This window comes from Streptomyces sp. NPDC088785, from assembly GCF_044750685.1.
GTDB lineage: Bacteria > Actinomycetota > Actinomycetes > Streptomycetales > Streptomycetaceae > Streptomyces.
This window is the reverse complement of the sequence record NZ_JBIVKH010000005.1, coordinates 294,137-316,932: the sequence shown is the minus strand read 5'-3', so window position 1 is coordinate 316,932 and position 22,796 is coordinate 294,137. Positions and strand designations below refer to the sequence as shown.

Annotated in this window: 17 protein-coding genes; 14 read left to right on the top strand and 3 right to left on the bottom strand. The window is 71.7% G+C overall.

Going from position 1 to position 22,796, the window contains the following annotated elements; all coding sequences use genetic code 11:
- The first annotated feature begins 33 nt into the window (after nucleotides 1–33).
- Nucleotides 34–669, top strand: a complete 636-nt coding sequence (locus ACIP5K_RS18485) for a hypothetical protein (RefSeq protein ID WP_401410708.1) — start codon at nucleotides 34–36, stop codon at nucleotides 667–669.
- An 81-nt stretch (nucleotides 670–750) separates the two neighbouring features.
- On the opposite strand, the gene ACIP5K_RS18480 is transcribed toward ACIP5K_RS18485, so the two are convergent.
- Together ACIP5K_RS18480 and ACIP5K_RS18475 are read right to left on the bottom strand one after the other, a co-directional pair.
- Nucleotides 751–1,389, bottom strand: coding sequence for a hypothetical protein (locus ACIP5K_RS18480; protein WP_401410707.1), 639 nt, complete (start codon nucleotides 1,387–1,389; stop codon nucleotides 751–753).
- A gap of 223 nt (nucleotides 1,390–1,612) precedes the next feature.
- A complete protein-coding gene (locus ACIP5K_RS18475; protein ID WP_401410706.1) occupies nucleotides 1,613–3,775 on the bottom strand; it encodes a RecQ family ATP-dependent DNA helicase in 2,163 nt (720 codons plus the stop codon).
- Between the two features lie 133 nt (nucleotides 3,776–3,908).
- On the opposite strand from ACIP5K_RS18475, the gene ACIP5K_RS18470 reads away from it, so the two are divergent.
- From ACIP5K_RS18470 to ACIP5K_RS18440, 7 genes are all read left to right on the top strand, one after another.
- A complete protein-coding gene (locus tag ACIP5K_RS18470) occupies nucleotides 3,909–5,354 on the top strand; it encodes a DUF4192 domain-containing protein (RefSeq protein WP_401410705.1) in 1,446 nt (481 codons plus the stop codon).
- A 455-nt stretch (nucleotides 5,355–5,809) separates the two neighbouring features.
- Entirely contained in the window at nucleotides 5,810–7,864 is a 2,055-nt protein-coding gene (locus ACIP5K_RS18465) for a glycogen debranching N-terminal domain-containing protein (RefSeq protein WP_401410832.1), read from the top strand.
- A gap of 117 nt (nucleotides 7,865–7,981) precedes the next feature.
- The gene (locus ACIP5K_RS18460; RefSeq protein ID WP_401410703.1) at nucleotides 7,982–8,743 is read left to right on the top strand and encodes an NUDIX domain-containing protein; all 762 of its coding nucleotides are present in this window, start codon (nucleotides 7,982–7,984) and stop codon (nucleotides 8,741–8,743) included.
- Nucleotides 8,744–8,963: 220 nt separating this feature from the next.
- The gene (locus ACIP5K_RS18455; RefSeq protein ID WP_401410701.1) at nucleotides 8,964–11,039 is read left to right on the top strand and encodes an ATP-binding cassette domain-containing protein; all 2,076 of its coding nucleotides are present in this window, start codon (nucleotides 8,964–8,966) and stop codon (nucleotides 11,037–11,039) included.
- 163 nt (nucleotides 11,040–11,202) lie between these two features.
- The gene (locus ACIP5K_RS18450) at nucleotides 11,203–12,087 is read left to right on the top strand and encodes a FadR/GntR family transcriptional regulator (protein ID WP_401410698.1); all 885 of its coding nucleotides are present in this window, start codon (nucleotides 11,203–11,205) and stop codon (nucleotides 12,085–12,087) included.
- A 430-nt stretch (nucleotides 12,088–12,517) separates the two neighbouring features.
- Nucleotides 12,518–14,053 (top strand): RNA polymerase sigma factor, encoded by a 1,536-nt coding sequence (locus ACIP5K_RS18445; protein ID WP_401410696.1) that lies wholly within the window; start codon nucleotides 12,518–12,520, stop codon nucleotides 14,051–14,053.
- A 161-nt stretch (nucleotides 14,054–14,214) separates the two neighbouring features.
- Nucleotides 14,215–15,045 (top strand): S1 family peptidase, encoded by an 831-nt coding sequence (locus tag ACIP5K_RS18440; RefSeq protein ID WP_401410694.1) that lies wholly within the window; start codon nucleotides 14,215–14,217, stop codon nucleotides 15,043–15,045.
- A 102-nt stretch (nucleotides 15,046–15,147) separates the two neighbouring features.
- On the opposite strand, the gene ACIP5K_RS18435 is transcribed toward ACIP5K_RS18440, so the two are convergent.
- A complete protein-coding gene (locus ACIP5K_RS18435) occupies nucleotides 15,148–15,378 on the bottom strand; it encodes a hypothetical protein (protein ID WP_018535956.1) in 231 nt (76 codons plus the stop codon).
- A 440-nt stretch (nucleotides 15,379–15,818) separates the two neighbouring features.
- On the opposite strand from ACIP5K_RS18435, the gene ACIP5K_RS18430 reads away from it, so the two are divergent.
- The 6 genes from ACIP5K_RS18430 to ACIP5K_RS18405 all read left to right on the top strand — a co-directional run bounded on the left by ACIP5K_RS18430 (nucleotide 15,819) and on the right by ACIP5K_RS18405 (nucleotide 22,794).
- Nucleotides 15,819–17,942, top strand: a complete 2,124-nt coding sequence (locus ACIP5K_RS18430; protein WP_401410692.1) for a type IIA DNA topoisomerase subunit B — start codon at nucleotides 15,819–15,821, stop codon at nucleotides 17,940–17,942.
- Nucleotides 17,943–18,181: 239 nt separating this feature from the next.
- Complete coding sequence (locus ACIP5K_RS18425) at nucleotides 18,182–18,688, top strand: DUF1453 domain-containing protein (RefSeq protein WP_401410690.1); 507 nt, start codon at nucleotides 18,182–18,184, stop codon at nucleotides 18,686–18,688.
- Nucleotides 18,685–19,842: a sensor histidine kinase gene (locus ACIP5K_RS18420; RefSeq protein WP_401410688.1), complete on the top strand. Its 1,158-nt coding sequence runs from the start codon at nucleotides 18,685–18,687 to the stop codon at nucleotides 19,840–19,842. Before ACIP5K_RS18425 ends, ACIP5K_RS18420 begins: the two co-directional genes overlap by 4 nt.
- On the top strand, nucleotides 19,839–20,579 hold the full coding sequence (locus tag ACIP5K_RS18415; protein ID WP_401410687.1) for a response regulator: 741 nt from the start codon (nucleotides 19,839–19,841) through the stop codon (nucleotides 20,577–20,579). The genes ACIP5K_RS18420 and ACIP5K_RS18415 overlap by 4 nt, the downstream gene beginning before the upstream one ends.
- Nucleotides 20,580–20,653: 74 nt before the next feature.
- Nucleotides 20,654–21,187 carry a DUF485 domain-containing protein gene (locus tag ACIP5K_RS18410; protein ID WP_401410685.1) on the top strand — a complete coding sequence of 178 codons (534 nt, stop codon included), beginning with the start codon at nucleotides 20,654–20,656 and terminating at the stop codon, nucleotides 21,185–21,187.
- Nucleotides 21,184–22,794, top strand: a complete 1,611-nt coding sequence (locus ACIP5K_RS18405; protein ID WP_401410683.1) for a cation acetate symporter — start codon at nucleotides 21,184–21,186, stop codon at nucleotides 22,792–22,794. The genes ACIP5K_RS18410 and ACIP5K_RS18405 overlap by 4 nt, the downstream gene beginning before the upstream one ends.
- Nucleotides 22,795–22,796: the final 2 nt, after the last annotated feature.

Here is a 22,796-nt window from a genome sequence, read left to right as displayed (position 1 = left end):
CGAACCACACCCGCGTTTGATAGATATCAACCCATGCCTCTCATTCCCGAGGAGCCTCAGATTCACGAGAGCGCCCAGGGTCCCCGCGCCACGCCGGCCAGCAGCCGCACCGCGCCGACCCCCCGTCCTGTTCCCGGCCCGCGTCCCGCGGTGTCGTCGCGACCCGGCCGTCCGGGTCCCGCAAGGCCCGCACCGCCCGCGCAGCGCACATCGCGCGAGCCGGCCGGGCCTCCCACACCGGGGCCGAACGCCCCGGCCACCCCTTCGACGTCGACGGCCCAGCCGCAGGTCCAGCTCATTCCGGCTTCGGCCGAGGGTGCGCTGGACGCCGCGGAGGAAGCGGTCGACCTGCTGCTCGACACCGGTCGCGCGCCGGGCGAGGTGCTGGTGATCACCACAGGTGACCCGCACCCGTGGGCCGCGCACGAGCTGTCGTTCGGCGAGACCGCCTACTGGGCGCAGCACGACGCGGGAGACGACGTCTTCTACGCCGACGCCACCGCCCTCGACCGTGCCACCGCGCGACCGGTCGTCGTCGTCGCCCTCAACGGCGGCGCCGACGAGACGGCTGCGACGGCTCTGCCGCTCGCGCGCGGCCGGGCCGGTGCCCTGCTGGTCGTCTGCGGCGACCCGCAGCGCGTCAACACGCTGCTGGGCGCCGGGGTCTGACGCGCGGCTTGCCGGCTGCCCGCATCGGTCCACGGTGCCCGGGGAGCCCGGCAGGCCCGCGCGCGGCCTCGGCCGCGCGCCTCAACGTGCCGCGGCGCGACGGAGCATCTCCGTCGCGGCGCCGCCGGTGCGCGGCGCGGACTGCTCGCCGCCGCCGAGCACCTCGGCCACCGATCCGACGCTGGGACGGCGGCCGCCGCGGCCCTCGCCGAGCACCTGCCAGCCGTCACGCGTCATCGTGATGTACGCGCCACAGCGCAGGCCGTGGAGCGTGCAGGCGTCGCGCAGCCCCCACATCCACGCACCGTCCTCCTCCGTCCACTGGGTGTCCCCCTCGCGGCAGTAGAGCAGGACGGCGGTACGGACCGGGGTACGGCGGCGCAGATCGTGCGGGATGACCCTTCGCAGCTGTGACAGCAGGGCGTTGCGGAACGTCCAGCCGTCGGTGCCGTTCTCACGACGGGCGAACGACGCGCTCGCGCGCAGCCGTTCCTCCGGATCGAGTACTGCCACGACGGCCGTGCGCGCCATCGGTCTGTGGCGGGCGTGCAGGCCGCTGACGACCTCGCGCGGGTTGCGCAGCAAGGGGATTCCGGCCGCCGCCCACTCCGCGGGCTCCAGCAGCCTGGTAGGTCGGTCGGCGGAGTCTGCGGGCCTCTCGGCGCGCATCGAGGACGCGGGCATCGAAGACGCCGAGGACGGAGCGAATCCGAAGGTCACGGTCCTCCCTTCGGCTACACGCCACCCTTGAGGGCAGGCGGGGTCGGACTGGGGGAGCGCACCGCGGCACAGCTCTGTCCGGGCCACGGGGGAGCCGCGCGGGGAGCAACTCCAATTCTTCCCGTCGTACTGGCGCACGGCAACGAGCAATTGGGGCTCGGGACCGGTATTTGGTGATGCGTCGCCAATATCCCTGCCCACAGGGCGGCCATGGATGCCTGGGTCAGCCCTGTACCGCGAGGACCAGCGGCAACACCCCGTCCGCACCGGCCCGACGCAGGAGGCGCGTGGCCATCGCCAGTGTCCAGCCGGTCTCCGTGAAGTCGTCGACGAGCAGGACCGGGCCGCTCGCGCGCGCGAGTGCCTCCACCAGCTCGGGCGAAAGGGTCAGCGTGCCGTCGAGGGCGCGCAGCCGCTGTGCGCTGTTGCTCCGGGGGATGTGGGCGGTGTCGCTGCCCGGTGCGTAGTCGACACGGCCCAGCAGAGGCATCTGGCCGACCTGGGCGATGCCCGCGCCGAGGGAGTCGATGAGCTGGGGCCGGGTGTGCGAGGCCAGCGTGACGACTCCCACCGGGCGCGGGGGCGCGTCCGGGGCGCCGGAGGCCCAGCCGCCGGGGCCCTTGGCCCAGTCGGCCAGCACCTCCACGACGGCCCGTGCCACGTCGTCGGGCACTCTTCCGTCCGGGGCCTGCGGCGCGAGCATGGGGCGCAGCCGATTGCCCCAGCCGATGTCCGAGAGACGGCCGAGGGCCCGCCCCGTCCCGGCCTGCTCACCCGCGGGGATGCGGCCCTTGAGCTCGATGCCGACCGAGGCGAGACCGGTGGGCCACATCTTGCGGGGCTCCACCTCCACTCCGGGGCGGCCCAGCTCGCCGCGTGCCGAGTCCAGCGCCGTCGAGGAGACCTCGGCCGCGAACCGCGATCCCGCGCAGTTGTCGCAGCGGCCGCACGGTGCCGCCTCCTCGTCGTCCAGCTGACGGCGCAGGAACTCCATCCGGCAGCCGGTGGTGGTCGCGTACTCGCGCATCGCCTGCTGCTCGGCCTCACGCTGCTTGGCGACCCACGCGTAACGCTCGGTGTCGTACACCCACGGCTGTCCCGTGGCGATCCAGCCGCCCTTCACGCGGTGCACGGCCCCGTCCACGTCCAGGACCTTGAGCATGGTCTCCAGGCGCGAGCGACGCAGCTCGACCAGCGGTTCGAGCGCCGGTAGCGAGAGCGGTCGATCGGACTGGGCCAGCACGTCCAGCGTGCGGCGCACCTGCTCCTCCGGCGGGAAGGCGAGGGAGGCGAAGTAGCGCCAGATCGCCTCGTCCTCCTTGCCGGGGAGCAGCAGGACCTCGGCGTGCTCGACGCCGCGCCCCGCGCGGCCCACCTGCTGGTAGTACGCGATGGGCGACGACGGAGAGCCGAGGTGGACGACGAAGCCGAGGTCCGGCTTGTCGAACCCCATGCCGAGCGCTGAAGTCGCGACCAGGGCCTTCACCCTGTTCGCCAGCAGGTCCTCCTCGGCCTGCTGGCGGTCCGCGTTCTCCGTCTTGCCCGTGTACGAGGTCACGACGTGGCCGCACTGACGGAGGTAGGCCGTGACCTCCTCGGCGGCGGCGACCGTGAGGGTGTAGATGATCCCGGAGCCCGGCAGCTCGTTCAGATGGTCGGCGAGCCAGGCCAGACGGTGGGCCGCGTCGGGCAGTTGCAGCACGCCGAGGCTGAGGCTCTCGCGGTCGAGCGGGCCACGCAGCACGAGCGCGTCCGAGCCGCCGCCGGTGCCGAGCTGGTCGGCGACGTCGGCCGTCACGCGTGCGTTGGCCGTCGCGGTCGTCGCCAGCACCGGGACACCCTGCGGCAGCTCGGCGAGCATCGTGCGCAGCCGTCGGTAGTCGGGGCGGAAATCGTGGCCCCAGTCGGAGATGCAGTGCGCCTCGTCGACGACCAGCAGACCGGTGGCCGCCGCCAGCTGAGGCAGTACGTTGTCCCGGAAGTCCGGGTTGTTCAACCGCTCCGGGCTGACCAGCAGCACATCCACGCCGCCGGCCGCGACCTCGGCCCGTACGGAGTCCCACTCCTCCGTGTTGGACGAGTTGATCGTCCGGGCGCGGATGCCGGCCCGCTCCGCCGCCTCCACCTGGTTGCGCATCAGGGCGAGCAGCGGAGAGACGATCACCGTGGGGCCGCTGCCCCGCTCGCGCAGCAGGGCCGTCGCGACGAAGTACACCGCGGACTTGCCCCAGCCGGTGCGCTGCACGACCAGAGCGCGTCTGTGGTCGGCGACCAGCGCCTCGATCGCCCGCCACTGGTCCTCGCGCAGCCGTGCCCTGCCGGTCGGGTCCCCGACGAGGCGGGCCAGCACGGTGTCGGCCGCGATCCGCAGATCTTCGTTGCTCATGCCCCCATGCAACCCGATGGCACTGACATCGCGCGAATGAACCCGCCGACCTGTGGACAACTCCTGTCGTGTCCCTGACCTTGGTTATCCACAGGGTGAAACGGGATTTTGCGATCCGGTGCATGGTCGTCGCATGACGAATCACATCGAGCCCGTCGGAGCGTCCGGCGCGGCCAAGATCACTCTGCGTACCGCCGGCGAACTGGCGGAGGCGCTGCCGTACTTGCTCGGGTTCCGGCCCGACGACAGCATCGTTCTCGTCGCCCTGTACAAGGGGCGCTTCGGTGGCCGCGTGCGGCTGGGAATCCCCGAGCGTTCAGAAGACTGGCCCTCCGTCGCGCAGCAGCTGGCCCGCTGCCTGGTGGGCGGGTGCGAGCGCAGGGACGGGCGGCCCGACAGCGTGGTCGCCTTCCTCTGCCAGGACTCCCGGGCCCGGATCGCGGCCCCCGGACCATCGGTCGTGGAGCGCCTGCGCCCGCTCGCCCAACTCCTGCGCACCGAGTGCGGTGTGCTCGACGTGCCGGTGACGGAGGCACTGTGCCTCTCCGACGGGCGGTACTGGAGCTACTGCTGCCCACGCCCCGACTGCTGCCCGCCCGAGGGCAACGAGATCATTGCCGACGGCACGTCGGTGATGGCGGCGACGGCCGCCTACGCGGGCATTCACGTGCGACAGTCCGTGGCCGAGCTGACGGCGCGCCTCGCGCCCCTGGAGACGGCGCTCGTCGCGGACCAGACCCGCGCCCTGGACGCGGCGGCGATGGACCTCGTGCCGAGGATCCTCGCCGGCGCCCCGCGCGAGGAGGTGGAGGCGCAGACCCTGGACCTGGCCCGGCTCGTCCTGCGGCGCCTCGTCGACGCCCCGGGCATCGACGACCCGCTCGACGCGGATCTGAGGGACGACGAACTCCTGGCGCACGACGAGGCCGCCGTCCTGATTCTGGGCCTCCAGGACAGAATGACCAGGGATCGAGCGGCCGAGTGGATGGAGGGCGACGAGGCTCCCGCGGCGCTGCGCCTGTGGCGGGCCCTGGCCAGGCGATGCGTGGGGGGCTACGGCGAGCACGCCGCGGCGCCGCTGACCCTGGCCGGCTGGGTGGCATGGTCGCTCGGCGACACCGTGGAGGCGGACCGGGCACTGGAGATGGCGCTCGGCGTCGATCCGCACTACAAGTTCGCCCGCCTGCTCAACGAGGCCCGCTCCGAGGGCATCGACCCGGAACCGGTGCGGCAGTCGTTGCGCAAGATCAGGGCGGACCGGGAGACCGAGTCCCCGCTGGCCGACACGGTGGAAGCCGACGCGGCCGACGACGAGGTGCCCACGGACGTCGCGGCTGACGAGGCTGCGGTCCTCTCGGCGGCCACGGAGGGCGAGGAGTCCCGACGCTCGGCGCTCGCGGTGCCGGGCGGGGCGGACCCGGGGGTCTCCCGGGCGGCCCGCGGGCTGGCAGCGGCGTTGCGTCGCAGGGGCGAGCGCCGTTCGGGGGCCGGCACCCGACCCGCCCGGGCAGGGGCACGGGCGCCCCGGCGGCCCGCAGGGCGACGTACGGGACGTCCGCAGACCCGGGGCGACGGATGAGGGCGGGTGCGGCCACGGGCCGACGACGGTGGTTCCTCGCTCTGCGGCGTTACTTGGGACGGGGGCGCTCCGTTCACCTGAGGAGCGGGAGCGACGGCCGGGCCGCGCCGCTCTCCTTGTCAGGTCCAGTCGTCCGGCAGCATGCCGGCGCCTCGCGCGACCGCGCGCGAAAGGAGGCGCCCCATGCGGGAGTTGAACCCGCTGCTCAGCACCCCCGGTGGCAGTCCCATATTCCGGGGCGAGCCCTGTGCCGCCGCTCGCCCCGGCGGTGCTCCCACACCTCCCATGAGAGGCGAGCGGTGGACAGAGGGCGGTCCGCGAGCGGTGGGGGACGGGCTGGACGCGGAGGGCGAGCGGCCATGACGTCCGACGCAACACGGCCGACCAGCGGCGCGACGCGGGACTCCGTGCAGACCGACGACCACCGGTTGGACCGCCTCGCCGAACCCCGTGCGATGCCGCAGCCGCAGAACCAGACCAGGCTCGACCCGAAACCGGCCGAGCCCGCTCGTTCTCCTGCCGCGGCGCCGGCACCGGCTCCCGCCGCCGCTCCGCGTCGCGGCGGCGAACTCCCTCCCGCGCACCGCTCGTTGATCTGCGTGTCCCTGCCCGGACTCGCGATCTCCTCGGACCAGGGCCAGCTGACCACTCAGGGCCTGGAAGGCTTCTACCGCGCGGGGCGACGGCTCCTGTCGCGCTGCCAGATCCGCCTCTTCGGCCGCGAGCCGGTCTCGGTACAGGCCCGCATGGTCTCCGCCGACCGCGCCCGTTTCGTCGCCGTGGCGCGCGCGTCCCCCGACGCCGGCCCGGACCCGGACATCGTCGTGCAGCGGATGCGGCACGCCGACGGCACGGAGCGGATCACGTTGCACAGCTCGGCGCTCCGGCCCCTGCGGGTCCCGCTGGAGGTGTCGCTCGGCACGGACCTGGCGGAACTCGGAGCGGTGGCCGCCGGACAGCCCGGCCGCGAACTGCCCGCCGTGGTGCATGACGCCGGCCTGCGCTGGTCGTCACCCACGGGCCACGCCGTGGTCACGGCGACGCCGGCCCCCACGGACGCACTCGCCTCCGCGGGCCTGCTCCGCTGGGAGTTCGAGCTGCCCCCGGGAGGCACCCGGACCGTGGAACTGCGGATCCGCGCGGACGGTACGGGCAGCGCCAGGAGCGCCGGCCACAGTACGGTCCGGCCGTTCGCCGTGGCGCAGGCCCAGGGCGACGACCCGCGAGTGGGCCCGCTGCTGCGCACCAGTGTCGACGACCTCCAGGCGCTGCTGGTGCGAGACCCCGGGCAGCCGTCGGACGTCCACCTGGCGGCGGGCGCGCCCTGGCGTTGCGGCCCGGCTCCGGCGGAGTCGCTGGCAGCCGCCAGAATGACGCTTCCGCTGGGCACCCGCCTGGCCGCCGGTACGTTGCGTGCGCTCGCCCGCACGCAGTCGACCCGGTCGGGAGCGGACTTCGGTCGCCTGCCCGGCCCGCTGCGGCACGCGGGACCCCAGATCCCGCCCAGCTGTACCGGTATCGAGGCCACCCTGCTGTTCCCGGTGCTCCTTGCCGAGGCGAGACGCTGGGGCCTTCCCGAGCAGGAGACGGCCGAACTGCTTCCCGCCGCCGAGCGGTGCCTGCGGTGGCTGCGCACCAGTGCGTGCGAGGGGGTCTATGTGCCGGACCCGGGCCCGGGCGGTCCCCTCCGCTGCGAGACACAGGCACACGCACACCGCGCCGCGGTGATCGGCGCGGACCTGCTCGACGCGTACGGCAGACCGGGAGCCTCCGAGCTGCGGCAATGGGCGGAGGAGCTGAGACGCCGGTTCAGAGAGGACTTCTGGCTGGACGACCGCGGCGGCGGTCGCCCGGCGGCGGCCCGCACCGCGTCCGGCCACCCGGTCCCGTACCTGGGCAGCGGTGCCGCACATCTGCTGGACACCGGGCTGCTCGGCGCCGGTGTCCTTGCCCCGGGCCTCCTGGACAAGGTGCAGACCGAGCAGGTGGCGCGGCTGTTCGGCGGTCCCGGGCTCGACTCCGGATGGGGGTTGCGCACGCTGGAAGTGAAGGAGTCGCTGTACAACCCGTTCGGGCACCGGACCGGCGCCGTTCGGGTGCACGAGACCGCCGTCGCTGTCGCGGGGCTGTCCGCGGCGGGATACGAGAAGGAAGCCGCCTCCCTGTTGCGCGGCACCCTGGCGGCGGCAGAGGCCTTCTCTCTCCGCCTGCCGGAGATGTACGCCGGGGAACAGCGTGTCGAGGGCGGCGCCCCGCTGGCGCACCCGGCCGCCTGTAGACCGGCCGCTGTCGCGGCCGCGGTGGGCGTGCATCTGCTGGCCGCCCTCGTCGGCATCCGTCCGGACGTGCCCGCCGGAACCGTGGCGCTGTCGCCCATGCGCGGAGCCCCGCTCGGCGAGCTGGGGCTGACGGGCCTCAGCGTCGGGGGACACGCGTTCTCCGCGCGGGTCAGCCGGCTGGGGCTCGGGATGATCGAGGAGGCGGCGGACAGCCTGCAGCTGGGGGTGTGACGCCTCCGAGGACGGCTCCGGGGACTCCGGCACCGGGCGCCGACCCGGGGCGGAACCACGGCGGGAACCACGAGCGAAGGGAGTGTTTATCGTCAGGCAGACGACTATGATCGTTCCATGTCGCCCTACGACCCGTCGGCCTTCCCGCCTTTCGCAGTCACCGTCGACCTGGTCGTGCTGACCGTGCGCCGTCACGCCCTGTGCGCACTGGCGGTGCGGCGCGGCGAGTCACCGTTTCAGGGACGTTGGGCCCTGCCCGGCGGATTCGTGCGGGACGACGAGGATCTGACCGCGGCGGCCGCGCGGGAGCTGTCCGAGGAGACGGGCCTGCACGCCCACGACCCGGACGCGCCCGCGCAGGACCACGGCGCCCACCTGGAGCAGCTGGCCACCTACGGCGACCCAGGGCGGGACCCGCGCATGCGCGTGGTCAGCGTCGCGCACCTGGCGCTCGCGCCCGACCTGCCCGCGCCGCGGGCGGGGGGAGACGCGCACAGTGCTCGCTGGGCGCCCGTCGAAGCACTGCTCAACCGCAGCGGGTACGGGCGCGAGGGCGAGCAGGCCGAGCCGCTCGCCTTCGACCACGCGCGGATCCTGGCCGACGGGGTGGAGCGGGCCCGGTCGAAGATCGAGTACTCCTCGCTCGCCACGGCTTTCTGCCCGCCGGAGTTCACCGTCGGAGAGCTGCGCCGGGTCTACGAGGCGGTGTGGGGCGTCGCGCTCGATCCACGCAACTTCCACCGCAAAGTCACGGGGACCCCCGGCTTCCTGGTGCCCACCGGCGGTACGACGACGCGCCAGGGAGGTCGTCCCGCCCAGCTCTTCCGTGCGGGCGGCGCCACGCTGCTCAATCCGCCGATGCTGCGGCCCGAGGTCTGAGCAACTGGCGGACTCCAGCCCCCTGTTCGGCGGGGACGTCCTGCGGGGTGGGCGGGGAGGGGATTCCGGCTGACGTTTTTTCGGGCACCCGAGGCCTTACCCTGCCCTAAATGACAGAAATGTCGCGTTATCTTGCTGTGGTACCCACGGGGTTCGCCTGCCAGGGAACCGGCGGGCGGGACCCGGCCGCCGAGCGGTCGCCCATCCTGCGAGAGAAGCGATGATCCAGGCCATCGGACTGACCAGCACCGCCCGCAAGGAGCGTCCGCCCACGGTGGACGACGTGTCGTTCGAGGCGGCCACGGGCCGTGTGACAGCCCTGCTCGGTGCCCGAGGGGCAGGCAAGACGACCGTCGTGCGGCTGATGCTCGAACTCCAACAGGGCCGGGGCATCACCTACTTCAGGAACCGCCCCCTGCACCGCATCACCCACCCCGCGCGCGAGGTGGGCGTGCTCCTCGGCGACGTGCCGGGGCACCCGGCGCGTACCGTGCGCGGCCAGCTGCGCATGCTCTGCTCCGCGGCCGGTGTGCCCGTCCAGCGCGCGGACGAAGTGCTGGAGGTCGTAGGGCTCGTGAGCCTGCGCGACCTGCGGCTCGGCACCCTGTCGCGCGGCATGGACCGCCGTCTCGGCCTGGCCTGCGCGCTACTGGCCGATCCGCACACGCTGGTCCTCGACGGTCCGGCGGACGGCCTGTCGGGCCGCGAGGGCAGGTGGCTGCACGGGATCCTGCGGGCGCACGCGACCGTCGGGGGCACGGTGCTGTTCACCACCGACGACGCCAAGGAAGCGGCACGTACCGCCGACCGGGTCGTCACCCTCGACGAGGGCAGAGTGATCGCCGACCAGGATGTCGCTGCCTTCGCACGCACCCGGCTGCGGCCCCGAGTCGCCGTCCGCAGCCCCTACGCGGCGCGGCTCGGCGTTCTGCTGGCCAAGGAGGCCCGCACGGCGAAGCGCTCCGTCGAGGTCGTCACCGAGGACGGCAACCGGCTGTCGGTCTACGGGAGCACCTGTGCGGACGTGGGCGAGACGGCGTTCCGGCACGGCATCCTCGTCCACCAACTCGCGGACGAGACCGGGGACGCGGGCCCCATGGTGGCGCTGTCTCCTCTTGCCGATGCCGATGCCGATGCCGATGCCGATGCCGATGCCGATGGTGCTGTCGGCTCCGGCGCTGGTGCGGCCGCCTCCGGTTCCCCTGACCCGGAATCCGGAACCCGAACCGCCTCCGGTCTCGGGACCGCGGCCGGGGCCGGCGCGGCCACCCGCACCCCGTTCATCGCTCCCGTGTTCGACCGCCCCCGCCCCGCCCCCTCCGGGCCTGCCGATCCCTCTGGGCCTGCTGAAGCCTCCGGACACTCCGAATCCGGCAGCATCTTCGTGCCCCTCGCCGAGACGGCACCATCGGCCACGAGCGCGGATGACGTCGGCGCCGGGACGACCGGTGAACATGGGGCAGGCGGCGCCGCCGCTCCTCGTGCGACCGCCGCTGCGCTGCCGCCGCCCATCACGGTCCGCCCCGCCCGCAGCCCCCTGCGTCCGCTGCGCTACGAGCTGCGCCGGGCGACCGGCATCGCCACCGGCTACGTCACCGCGGCACTCGTCGTCGCCGTCTCCGGGCTCCTCGCCGTCCTGCTCGCGCGAGTGGGCCACACCCCGCAGCCGAGGCTCCTCGCGGCGTGGCCCCAGATCCTTCCCCTGCCGCCCGCCGCCGTGGGAGCGGGGCTGCTCGGCGCCTTCGCCTTCGGCGACGAGTTCCGCCACCCCGCTCTCGCCGCCGACCGCGGAACCGTCCCGCACCGCCTGGGGCTGCTCACGGCCAAGCTGGTCGTCGGCGCGGCCACGGCCGTCCTCATGGCCGTCCTCGTCGTCGGCTGTGATGCCGCGCTGCTTCACCTCGTCTACGGGGAGGAGCTCACGCAGGTCCCCGCGGACTGGCTGTCGCTGAGCGCGAGTTGGTTCGCCCTGGTCGTGGCGTGCGCGTGGGCAGGGGTTCTGGCGTCCGGCGTCTTCCGTTCGACGGCTGCTGGACTCGCCGCCGTGGTGGCGGTTCCGGTCGTCATCGTGCCGCTCGTACAAAAGGCCCTTGAGGGTCCGTCTGTGCGAACGGCGGCGGGAATGCCGGGGCGCCTGAGGGAACTCGCGCTGCTGCACTCGCCTTTCGGTGCGGAGCGGTTCGTCGCGGCCGCCGTGCGCATGGTCGCCCAACCCGTGGGCGGCGCGCTGATGTTGTCGCTCACTGCGCTGCTCTGCGCATATCTGCTCACAGTGCTGCGCCCCAAGGTGCGATGACGACCGTCCGGGGCCGTCCGGAGCCGCCCTGTTCGCAACTCCTTCTGGAACGCCCATTTCTTTCCGATAAGGCGTCAATTGCGGCGAGGGCGGCGATCACCCTTTCGTGTGCTTTTCACCAAAGACCTCAAGGGAGTTGGGAACAGCGCCGACAACAGATTCCGTGAGTACCCTTGCGCACACCATGATGACCGCCGCCCGCTCCGCCGATTCCGGCCTCGCCGGACCGGGCGAACTCGACCGCTACCCCTTCCCCGAGTCGGGCGCCGACAGAGTCCGCGCCTCCGCCTGGGACAGCACGGACCATGATCTGGGCCGCGTCGGCCGGCGTGCCACCGGCAACCGGGGCCGCGGTCTGCACGGTCAACTCGTTCAGCAGCTCGGTCAGATGATCGTCTCCGGCGACCTGGGTGCCGACCGCCCGCTGGTGCCCGAGGAGATCGGCCAGCGTTTCGAGGTGTCCCGCACTGTCGTCCGCGAGTCCCTGCGTGTCCTTGAGGCCAAGGGCCTGGTCAGCGCCCGGCCGAACGTCGGCACGCGCGTGCGGCCGGTCAGTGACTGGAACCTGCTGGACCCGGACATCATCGAGTGGCGTGCCTTCGGCCCGCAGCGCGACGACCAGCGCCGTGAGCTGAACGAGCTGCGCTGGACGATCGAGCCCCTCGCCGCGCGGCTCGCCGCCGGGCACGGCCGTGAGGACGTGCAGCAGCGCCTTGCCGACATGGTCGAGATCATGGGACACGCCCTGGGGCAGGGGGACGCGATCACGTTCTCCCGGGCCGATGCCGAGTTCCACTCGCTGCTGATCCAGCTCGCCGGCAACCGGATGCTGGAGCACCTCTCGGGCATCGTCTCCTCCGCCCTCCAGGTCTCCGGTGGCCCCATCACCGGCTGCGACCGGCCGAACGAGACGGCGATCGGCCACCACGCGCGCATCGTGGACGCGCTCGCCGCCGGGGATGGCACCGGTGCCGAGACCGCGATGCGCCATCTGCTCACCGTTCACCCCGAGGGGGAGCGCGTGGTTCCCGCCCCGCGCGAGCACTGAGCGCGCGGAGCGCCGCCACCAGAGGCAGTCGTGACCAGATGTCGCCGGACCGACCCACCATGTGCGCCGAGCATGTGTAAGTGGGCACGATCCGGCGACTCGGTCGTTGAGGGTCTTCCGGGCTTGGTGCCCGGGATTCACCGAGAGGCTCCAGGAGCTCGCGGGGTGACCACATTCGCCCGTATCCGTCAGTTTTTGACCGCTTACGGGGTGTGACTCGGGCCACGCAGATTGGGCGTAACGCTCTTCGGGGCAACGCGATGACCTAAGAGGTGACAGCCGAGGAGGGAATACGGCAGCCGCTTGCGGCGCTGACTATCTCCCCGGTCCCCGCCCACGACGTCGGCCCATCCCCAAGCCGGCGGTCGTCGGCTCCGGTCCACACAGGACGGGGCCGGAAGCCGTTTTCCAACGTTCCGAGAGGTTGTTCGTGTCGGCCAGCACATCCCGTACGCTCCCGCCGGAGATCGCCGAGTCCGTCTCTGTCATGGCGCTCATTGAGCGGGGAAAGGCTGATGGCCAGATCGCCGGCGACGACGTACGCCGTGCGTTCGAGGCCGACCAGATTCCGGCCACTCAGTGGAAGAACGTTCTGCGCAGCCTCAATCAGATCCTCGAGGAAGAGGGTGTGACGCTGATGGTCAGTGCCGCTGAGCCCAAGCGTCCTCGTAAGAGCGTCGCAGCCAAGAGTCCGGTCAAGCGCACCGCAACCAAGACGGTCGCGGCCAAGACGGTCACCGCCAAGAGGGTCGCCGCGACCACCACCACCGAGTCGACGGTCTCCGAGGTCGCCGCCGAGGAGGCCGCGCCCGCGAAGAAGGCCGCGGCGAAGAAGACCACGGCCAAGAAGGCCACCGCCAAGAAGACGGTCGCCAAGAAGACCGCCGTCAAGAAGGCGGGCGGCAAGAAGGACGACGAGCTTCTCGAGGACGAGGCGACCGAGGAGACCCCCGCGACCGCCAAGGCGGGCGACGAGGAGACCCCCGAGGGCCAGGGCTTCGTCCTGTCGGACGAGGACGAGGACGACGCGCCCGCGCAGCAGGTCGCCGCCGCCGGTGCCACCGCCGACCCCGTCAAGGACTACCTGAAGCAGATCGGCAAGGTCCCGCTGCTCAACGCCGAGCAGGAGGTCGAGCTCGCCAAGCGCATCGAGGCCGGTCTGTTCGCCGAGGACAAGCTGGCCAACGCCGACAAGCTCGCCCCCAAGCTCAAGCGCGAGCTGGAGATCATCGCCGAGGACGGACGCCGCGCCAAGAACCACCTGCTGGAGGCCAACCTCCGCCTGGTGGTCTCCCTGGCCAAGCGCTACACCGGCCGCGGCATGCTCTTCCTGGACCTCATCCAGGAGGGCAACCTCGGTCTGATCCGCGCGGTCGAGAAGTTCGACTACACCAAGGGCTACAAGTTCTCCACGTACGCCACCTGGTGGATCCGTCAGGCGATCACCCGCGCGATGGCCGACCAGGCCCGCACCATCCGTATCCCGGTGCACATGGTCGAGGTCATCAACAAGCTCGCGCGTGTGCAGCGCCAGATGCTCCAGGACCTGGGCCGCGAGCCCACCCCGGAGGAGCTGGCCAAGGAACTCGACATGACCCCCGAGAAGGTCATCGAGGTCCAGAAGTACGGCCGCGAGCCCATCTCCCTGCACACCCCGCTGGGCGAGGACGGCGACAGCGAGTTCGGTGACCTCATCGAGGACTCCGAGGCCGTCGTCCCGGCCGACGCGGTCAGCTTCACGCTCCTCCAGGAGCAGCTGCACTCGGTCCTCGACACGCTGTCCGAGCGCGAGGCGGGCGTCGTCTCGATGCGCTTCGGTCTCACCGACGGCCAGCCGAAGACCCTCGACGAGATCGGCAAGGTCTACGGCGTCACGCGCGAGCGCATCCGCCAGATCGAGTCCAAGACGATGTCGAAGCTACGCCACCCGTCGCGTTCGCAGGTCCTGCGCGACTACCTCGACTAGTCACAGGCCCCTGTACGGCCGCCAGAAGGCCCGGCACTCCTCTCGAGAGGGAGAGTGCCGGGCCTTCCGCGTACGGGACTGTGGGCCGATCCTCGCGGTGCGTGCGCCCCTCCGGTGAATCACTGTGGGTGTGCCACTGCAACTGAGAGTGAGGAGACCGAATGAGTCGTCCCTTCGCGAGAGCGCTGACCGTGTCGCTGAGCGTGCTGACGGCCGCGGCCGTGCTGCCCGTGTCCTCGGCGGTACCCGCGGCCGCCGACGGCGGGATCATCGGCGGCCGTCAGGTCCAGGTGTCCGACAGCCCGTGGACGGTAGCCCTCTCCAGTCGTGACCGGTTCGGGGGTACACGCGCCGGGCAGTTCTGCGGCGGTGTGGTCGTCGCGCGGACCACCGTGCTCACGGCGGCGCACTGCATGAGCCGGACCGTGCTGGGGGTGGCGCGCAGCGAGGTGCGCGACCTCAAGGTGATCGCCGGGCGCACCGACCTGCGCGCCGACACGGGTGCGGAGATCCCCGTCCGGGAGGCATGGGTCAATCCGGACTACGACGGCTCGACGAATTCCGGAGACGTGGCGGTCCTCACCCTGGCCACTCCGCTGCCCGAGGGATACGTCCTCCCGATGGCGGACGAGGGTGACCCGGCCTACGAGCCCGGCACGAAGGCCGAGGTCTACGGGTGGGGTGACACGACGGGAGCGGGTGACTACGCGCGGACCCTGCGCGCGGCGCAGGTCCGGGTCCTGGCGGACTCGGTCTGCCAGGAGGCGTACCCCGGCAACTCCGACGGGACGTATCTGCCCGCCTCGATGCTGTGCGCCGGCGAGCCGCGCGGCGGCAGGGACGCCTGTCAGGGGGACAGCGGCGGCCCGCTGGTCGCCCGCGGGAAGCTGATCGGTCTCGTGTCCTGGGGCAGCGGCTGCGGGCGCGCCGGAAGCCCGGGTGTCTACACGCGGATCTCCGAGGTGCTGCGCGTGCTGCGCAAGCACTCCTGAGGCAGTCCGCGCAGACGAGGACGGGCGGCCGCCCCTGGGTGCAGGGGTGGCCGCCCGATCACCGGCCTGGTGCCGGAGCTGGCTCGTCGTGGATGCGAGGCGTCAGCGTTCCTCGGTCTCGGCGCTTGCCGGAGCGGCGGTGAGTCGCTCCGTCTCGTCCTGTATCTCAGCGGCGATCTTCTTGAGTTCCGGCTCGAACTTGCGACCGTGGTGGGCGCAGAAGAGCAGTTCACCACCGCTGATGAGAACGACGCGCAGGTATGCCTGGGCGCCGCAACGGTCACAGCGGTCAGCGGCCGTCAGCGGGCTCGCGGGGGTCAGAACAGTAGTCACGTCGCCTCTTCTCTAGCTCGACGAGCTGTCGTACCAGGGTCAACATCCAACCAGGCCGAAAACGTTCCCGCTCGCGGCTTTTCTCGAAAAATTTCTCCGAGACCGGCCAGGTGCTGCCGGGTGGCGGCGAATGTGCCGTATTGCGTCTCTTACGTGTCTTACGGGTTCGCGCGTTCTGTCAGGTCGGTCCTCCCGGCCGGCTTGCCGGTTGTTCATGAGGACGTGCCCGGAGCCTAAATGGTTCATGCCTGGAAGGGAACGTGATGTGTGCTTCACTCCATCGAGGGATCGAACACGCATGCGACCTTGGATTAGTCTGGGTTGGAGGCGAGGGTGGCGTGACAACGGCTCTACCAGGCCTCGGTACCCTCTGAGCGTCGACCGACGCCGGCCCCGTACCCACGAGGGCCCCATCTGAAATTCAGCGAGGAGCGAACCGCGTGACCGCCGAAACGTCCGTGCCGTCCACAGCGCTGCTGACCGGAGCAGACCGGGACGGTTCCAACTACACCGCGCGGCACCTCCTCGTCCTCGAGGGGCTCGAGGCCGTACGCAAACGGCCGGGCATGTACATCGGCTCGACCGACAGCCGCGGTCTCATGCACTGTCTCTGGGAGATCATCGACAACTCCGTCGACGAGGCTCTCGGTGGCTACTGCGACCATATCGACGTGATCCTGCACGACGACGGCTCGGTCGAGGTCCGGGACAACGGCCGCGGCATCCCCGTCGACGTGGAGCCCAAGACCGGCCTGTCCGGAGTCGAGGTCGTCATGACCAAGCTCCACGCCGGCGGCAAGTTCGGCGGTGGCTCGTACGCCGCCTCCGGCGGCCTGCACGGCGTGGGCGCCTCCGTCGTGAACGCGCTGTCGGCGCGTCTGGACGTCGAGGTGGACCGCGGCGGGCACACGCACGCGATCAGCTTCCGGCGCGGCGTCCCCGGCGCCTTCGCCAAGCCCGGCCCGGACGCGCCGTTCGACACCACGGCGCGGCTGAGCAGGACCAAGAAGGTCCCGAAGGCCCGCCAGGGCACGCGCATCCGCTACTGGGCGGACCGGCAGATCTTCCTCAAGGACGCCAAGCTCTCGCTGGAGAACCTGCACCAGCGCGCCCGCCAGACCGCCTTCCTGGTGCCGGGACTCACCATCGTCGTCCGCGACGAGTTCGGCCTGGGCGAGGGCGGCAGCAAGGGCGAGGAGTCCTTCCGCTTCGACGGCGGCATCAGCGAGTTCTGCGAGTACCTGGCCCAGGACAAGCCGGTGTGCGACGTCCTCCGCCTGACCGGACAGGGCACCTTCAAGGAGACCGTCCCCGTGCTCGACGAGCACGGCCAGATGACCCCGACCGAGGTCCAGCGCGAACTGGCCGTCGACGTCGCGATGCGCTGGGGCACCGGCTACGACACGACCCTCAGGTCGTTCGTGAACATCATCGCCACCCCCAAGGGCGGCACCCACGTCACCGGCTTCGAGCGTTCCCTCACGAAGACGATGAACGAGGTGCTGCGCGCCCAGAAGCTGCTGCGCGTCGCCGAGGATGACATCGTCAAGGACGACGCCCTGGAAGGCCTGACGGCCGTCGTCACGGTGCGCCTCGCGGAGCCGCAGTTCGAGGGCCAGACCAAGGAGGTCCTCGGCACCTCGGCGGCGAACCGGATCGTCGCCACCGTGATCGCCAGGGAGCTCAAGGCGTTCCTGACGTCCACCAAGCGCGACGCCAAGGCGCAGGCCCGCTCCGTCATGGAGAAGGCCGTCGCCGCCGCCCGCACGCGCATCGCCGCCCGTCAGCACAAGGACGCCCAGCGCCGCAAGACGGCCCTGGAGTCCTCGTCGCTGCCCGCGAAGCTCGCGGACTGCCGCAGCGACGACGTGGAGCGCAGCGAGCTGTTCATCGTCGAGGGCGACTCGGCGCTCGGCACCGCCAAGCTCGCCCGGAACTCCGAGTTCCAGGCGCTGCTGCCGATCCGCGGCAAGATCCTCAACGTCCAGAAGTCGTCCGTCTCGGACATGCTGAAGAACGTCGAGTGCGGCGCGATCATCCAGGTCATAGGAGCCGGGTCGGGCCGGACCTTCGACATCGACGCGGCGCGGTACGGCAAGATCATCCTGCTCGTCGACGCCGACGTCGACGGCGCCCACATCCGTACGCTGCTGCTGACGCTGTTCCAGCGCTACATGCGGCCCATGATCGAGGCCGGCCGGGTCTTCGCCGCCGTCCCGCCGCTGCACCGCATCGAACTGGTCCAGCCGAAGAAGGGCCAGGACAAGTACGTCTACACGTACTCGGACCGCGAGCTGCGCGAGACGCTGCTCGAGTTCCAGCGCAAGGGCGTCCGGTACAAGGACTCCATCCAGCGCTACAAGGGACTGGGCGAGATGGACGCCGACCAGCTGGCCGAGACCACGATGGATCCGCGCCACCGCACGCTGCGCCGGATCAACATCGGCGAGCTGGAGGCCGCGGAGCAGGTGTTCGACCTGCTGATGGGCAACGACGTGGCGCCGCGCAAGGAGTTCATCAGCAGCTCCGCGGCGACGCTCGACCGCTCACGCATCGACGCCTGACCGACGGCTGATCGACACCTGACCGACGGCCGACCAGGTCGTACGCGCAGGAGTCCGTCTGCGCAGGAGAGGGGGCGCGCCCTGGGCGCGCCCCCTCTCGCGCTCCGCCGGCTCCACCCATGGGTGGAGCCACGACTTCCACCCACGATCCACCCCGGCTCCGATCCCCCTGACCTGCACTCTTCCGTAGCGTCGACGGTGTTGAACCACTCCGTTCCGACCGCTCCACGGAGGCAGCCATGTCCGGGCCGACCGAAGTTCTCGTGATCATCACCGTCGTCGCGCTCGTCGTCGTGCGCCAGTTCAGGACCGAGCGCCTGGCGACGGACCGCAAGTGGTGGCTCCTGCCCGCGATCCTCGGATGCGTGGCGATCACCGACGACTCCCTGATGGATCCGCGGCACACCGCGATGTCGGCGGTCCTGCTCGCCGTCGAGCTGGTGGTCAGCCTCGGCATAGGGATCGGGTGGGCGTTCACCACCCGGATCTGGGCCGACGAGCACGGGGACGTCTGGACCAGGGGCACGATGGCCACCGCCGGCGCCTGGGTCGGCGGTATCGCGGCCCGCGGAGCCGTCATCGGGATCGGGCTGGCGATGGGCGTCCACCTGGGCAGCTCCTCCTTCATGCTGGGCCTCGCCCTCTCGCTCCTGGCCCGCGGTGGTGTCCTGCTCTGGCGGGCCGGGCAGGAACGGACGGCACACGTCGTGGCCGCGCCGCAGCAGGTCTGGGAGGCTCGCAGGTGAACGTCGCTCTCTGGACGTCGTGGCCCACGCGGGAGGCGCTCTCCCGCGTGGGGCGCACCAGCGCCCGGCGCTGGCTCTCCTGGGCCGTCCGGATCGCCCTGGTGGGCACGCTGCTGTGGACGGCGGTGGCACAGCGGGACGTCGGGCCGTGGGCCGTCGCGGCCGCCCCCGTCGGGCTGATCGCCTGCGCGGCGGCGACCTGGGGCTTCTACTGGACGACCCTCGCCCACCGGCTGTGGCCCTCGCTCGGCCTGTTCGTCCTGCTGCTGCTCGCCGCGGTCGTGGCGCACCGCATCGGATTCCTCGGGCCGGCCACCCTCCTGTGGTGCGGCTGCGCGGTCACCGCCCTGCAACGTCTGCCGCTGCTCGTCGCGATCCCCGCCACCGGTGTCTCGCTCGCCGGGTTCGCCGTCGTCAACGAGGATCCGTGGCTCACCACCGCGGCGATCATGGCGGGGCTCTGCCTGTCCGGCTACGTCCTGCGGCTGGACGCCGAGGCCAGAGGAAGCGCGCAGCGCCTGCTGATACAGGAGCGGGCGGCCCGGGCAGCCGAGGCCGAATCGGCGGCCCTCGCCGAGCGGGCACGGATCGCGCGGGAGATCCACGACGTCCTCGCGCACAGCCTCTCCGCACAGCTCGTCCACCTGGAGGCCGCCCGCCTCCTCATCGAGCGGGGCGCCGACCGCGAGCAGATCCTGGACCGGGTCGTGGCGGCACGCGGCATGGCGCGCGACGGACTCACCGAGACCCGGCAGGCCCTGTCGGCGCTGCGCGGCGAGATGACACCCCTGGAGGAATTCCTGGAAGGCCTGGTGGCGTCCGAGGACGGCGCCGTCCTCGCCGTGGAGGGGGAGCGCCGCCGGCTGCCCGCCGAGGCCTCGCAAGCGGTGCGCAGGGTCGCGCAGGAAGCGCTGACGAACGTACGCAAGCACGCGCCCGGCGCCAGGACGGCGATGCGGCTGACGTACGAGGGGCGTGAAGTCGCCCTGGAGGTACGGGACTCGGGAGCGGCCCGGCGGCACGACGAGCTCACTGTCAGTGGTGGCGGTTACGGTCTGTTGGGGATGAGGGAGCGTGCCGAGCTGCTGGGCGGGACGCTGGAGGCAGGGCCGTGCGGGGAGGGTTTCGTGGTCACGTTGAAGGTGCCCCTGTGAGCGGGGCCGAGGCGGGGGAGCGCCGGGGCGGGCCGTCGGCCCGGGTGCTGGTGGTCGACGACCAGACGGTGGTGCGTGAAGGCATCGTGATGCTGCTCGGGCTGCTGCCCGGGATCGAGGTGGTCGGCTCGGCCAGGGACGGCGAGGAGGCGTTGGCGCTCGTCGCGGAGCTGGCGCCGGACGTCGTGCTCATGGACCTGCGCATGCCGCGCTGCGACGGGGTGGAGGCGACCCGGCGGATCCGGGCCGGGCATCCGGGGACCCAGGTCGTCATCCTCACCACCTATGCCGACGACGAGTCGCTTTTCCCGGCGCTGACGGCGGGGGCACGGGGATATCTCACCAAGGACGCGGGCGGGGACGAGATCGTCAAGGCGGTCCAGGACGTGCTGTCCGGTGCCGCGGGGCTCTCCCCGCAGATCCAGCGGAGGCTCCTGGAGAGACTGGCCCGGTCCGAGCCCGTCGCACCGCGCGGACCGGAGGAGCCGCCGGACGGGCTGACGGCGCGCGAGGCGGAGGTCGTCCGGCTCATCGCGGACGGCCTGACGAACCAGGAGATCGCCCGCGCGCTCCAGGTCTCCACGGCGACGGTGAAAACGCACATCAATAATCTGTTCGCCAAAACCGGCCTCAAGGACCGAGCACAGGCCGTGCGATACGCCTATCGGCACGGGCTTGCGAACCCATTGGAAACCAACCGCATTTCGCCATCACCTAATGGGGTGAACGACTTGTGAGCTGAGTCCAGGATCTTCCCGATCTGTCCATCCTTGGCACGCGGTCGCAGTGGGCCGCGGACAAGGAGAGTTCGGTGGAGAAGCAAGACGGGTGCGAGACGGCGCAGCCCCGGGCCGGTGATCGCGGCGGAATCGGCGATCCCTGGTACGACGCGCTGGCCTCGGGATGGGGCGAGTTGGACGGCACGGGTGCGCCGGCGCCCGCCGTACCCGCCCAGCCCGTGCCGGAACAGCGGAGCGCGGCGGGCATCTACCTGGAAGTGCAGCGCAGCGACGCCTTCCAAGAAGTACGCAGGCGCTACCGGAGGTTCGTCGTCCCCGCGTGCGCGGTCTTCTTCACCTGGTACGTGGCGTACGTGGTGGCGGCCACGACCGCACCGGGCCTCATGGCCCAGCAGGTCGTGGGCGCGGTGAACGTCGCGATGGTGGCGGGGCTCGGCCAGTTCGCCAGCACCTTCCTGCTGACGTGGCTGTACGTGCGTCACGCACGGCTGCGCCGCGACCGTCCGGCACTCGATCTGCGCTGGGACACCCAGGAGATGACGCGCGGCATCGCGAGCTCCGCGAGCACGAACGGCACGTTCCGCGGCGAGGGTGGTCAGTGGTGACCGGGACGCATCAGACTCTGGCGTTGGTGCTGTTCAGCGCCTTCGTGGCGGTGACGCTGGGGATCACGACCTTCGTCAGCCGCAACCGGCACGGATCGGCGGAGGAGTTCTACGCCGGCGGCCGGCTCTTCTCGCCCATGGAGAACGGGTTCGCCATTGCCGGTGACTACATGTCGGCGGCGTCCTTCCTCGGCATCTCGGGAGTGATCGCGCTCTTCGGATACGACGGCCTGCTCTACTCCGTGGGCTTCCTCGTCGCCTGGCTCGTGGTGCTTTTCCTGGTGGCCGAACTGGTCCGCAACTGCGGCCGGTTCACTCTCGCCGACGTCGTGGCGGCGCGGATGCGGGAGCGTCCCGTGCGGATCGCGGCGGGAACGTCCTCGGTCACCGTCTCCGTTCTCTATCTGGTGGCGCAGATGGTGGGCGCGGGCAGCCTGGTCGCGCTGCTGCTCGGCGGCAAGAGCGGAGCCGCACAGGCCTGGACGGTCGTCGGGGTCGGCGCACTCATGGTCATCTACGTGTCGCTGGGCGGGATGCGGGCCACCACCTGGATCCAGATCGTGAAGGCCGTTCTGCTCATGGGCGGCACGATCGCCCTGACGGTGCTCGTCCTGGCGCGCTTCCACGGTGACTTCAACGAATTGCTGCGGGCCGCGGCGGCCCGCAGCGGACACGGTTCCGACTTCCTCGTGCCCGGCCTGAAGTACGGCGGAAGCTGGACCGCACGCTTCGACTTCATCAGCCTCGGCCTCGCGCTGGTGCTCGGCACGGCGGGCCTCCCGCACATCCTGTCGCGCTTCTACACGGTGCCCACCGCCCGGGCCGCCCGGCGTTCCGTCGTCTGGTCGATCGGCCTCATCGGCAGCTTCTACCTGATGACGATCGTGCTCGGGTTCGGGGCGGCCGCCATCGTCGGCTCCAGCGCGGTACGGGCGTCGAACGCGGCGGGGAACACCGCGGTCCCGCTGCTCGCCCTCGACCTGGGCGGCGGCGCCGACTCCACCGGCGGCACGGTGCTGTTCGCCGTCGTCGCGGCCGTCGCCTTCGCCACCATCCTCGCCGTCGTCGCCGGCATCACGCTGGCCTCCTCGGCGTCCGTCGCACACGACCTGTACGCGTCGTTGCGGCGACGCGACCGGAACGGCAACCCGGTGGGCAAGCAGCGCAGCGAGGTCGCGGTGGCGCGGGTCGCCGCGGCCGGCATCGGTGTGCTCGCCATCGCGCTCGGACTGCTGGCCCGCGATCTGAACGTGGCGTTCCTGGTGGGCCTGGCGTTCGCCGTGGCCGCGTCCGCGAACCTTCCGGTGCTGCTGTACTCGCTGTTCTGGCGGAACTTCACCACGCGGGGCGCGGTGTGGTCGGTCTACGGCGGCCTGCTGCCCGCGCTGCTGCTGGTCGTGCTGTCGCCGGTGGTCTCGGGCAGCCCGACCTCCCTGTTCCCCGGGGTGGACTTCCAGTACTTCCCCCTGGAGAACCCCGGTCTGGTCTCCATCCCCCTGGGCTTCCTGGCCGGCTGGCTGGGCACCGTGACCTCGCACGAGCCCCCGGACGAGGCCAGGCACGCGGAGACCGAGGTGCGGGCGCTCACCGGCGCCGGCGCCGTGTGAGT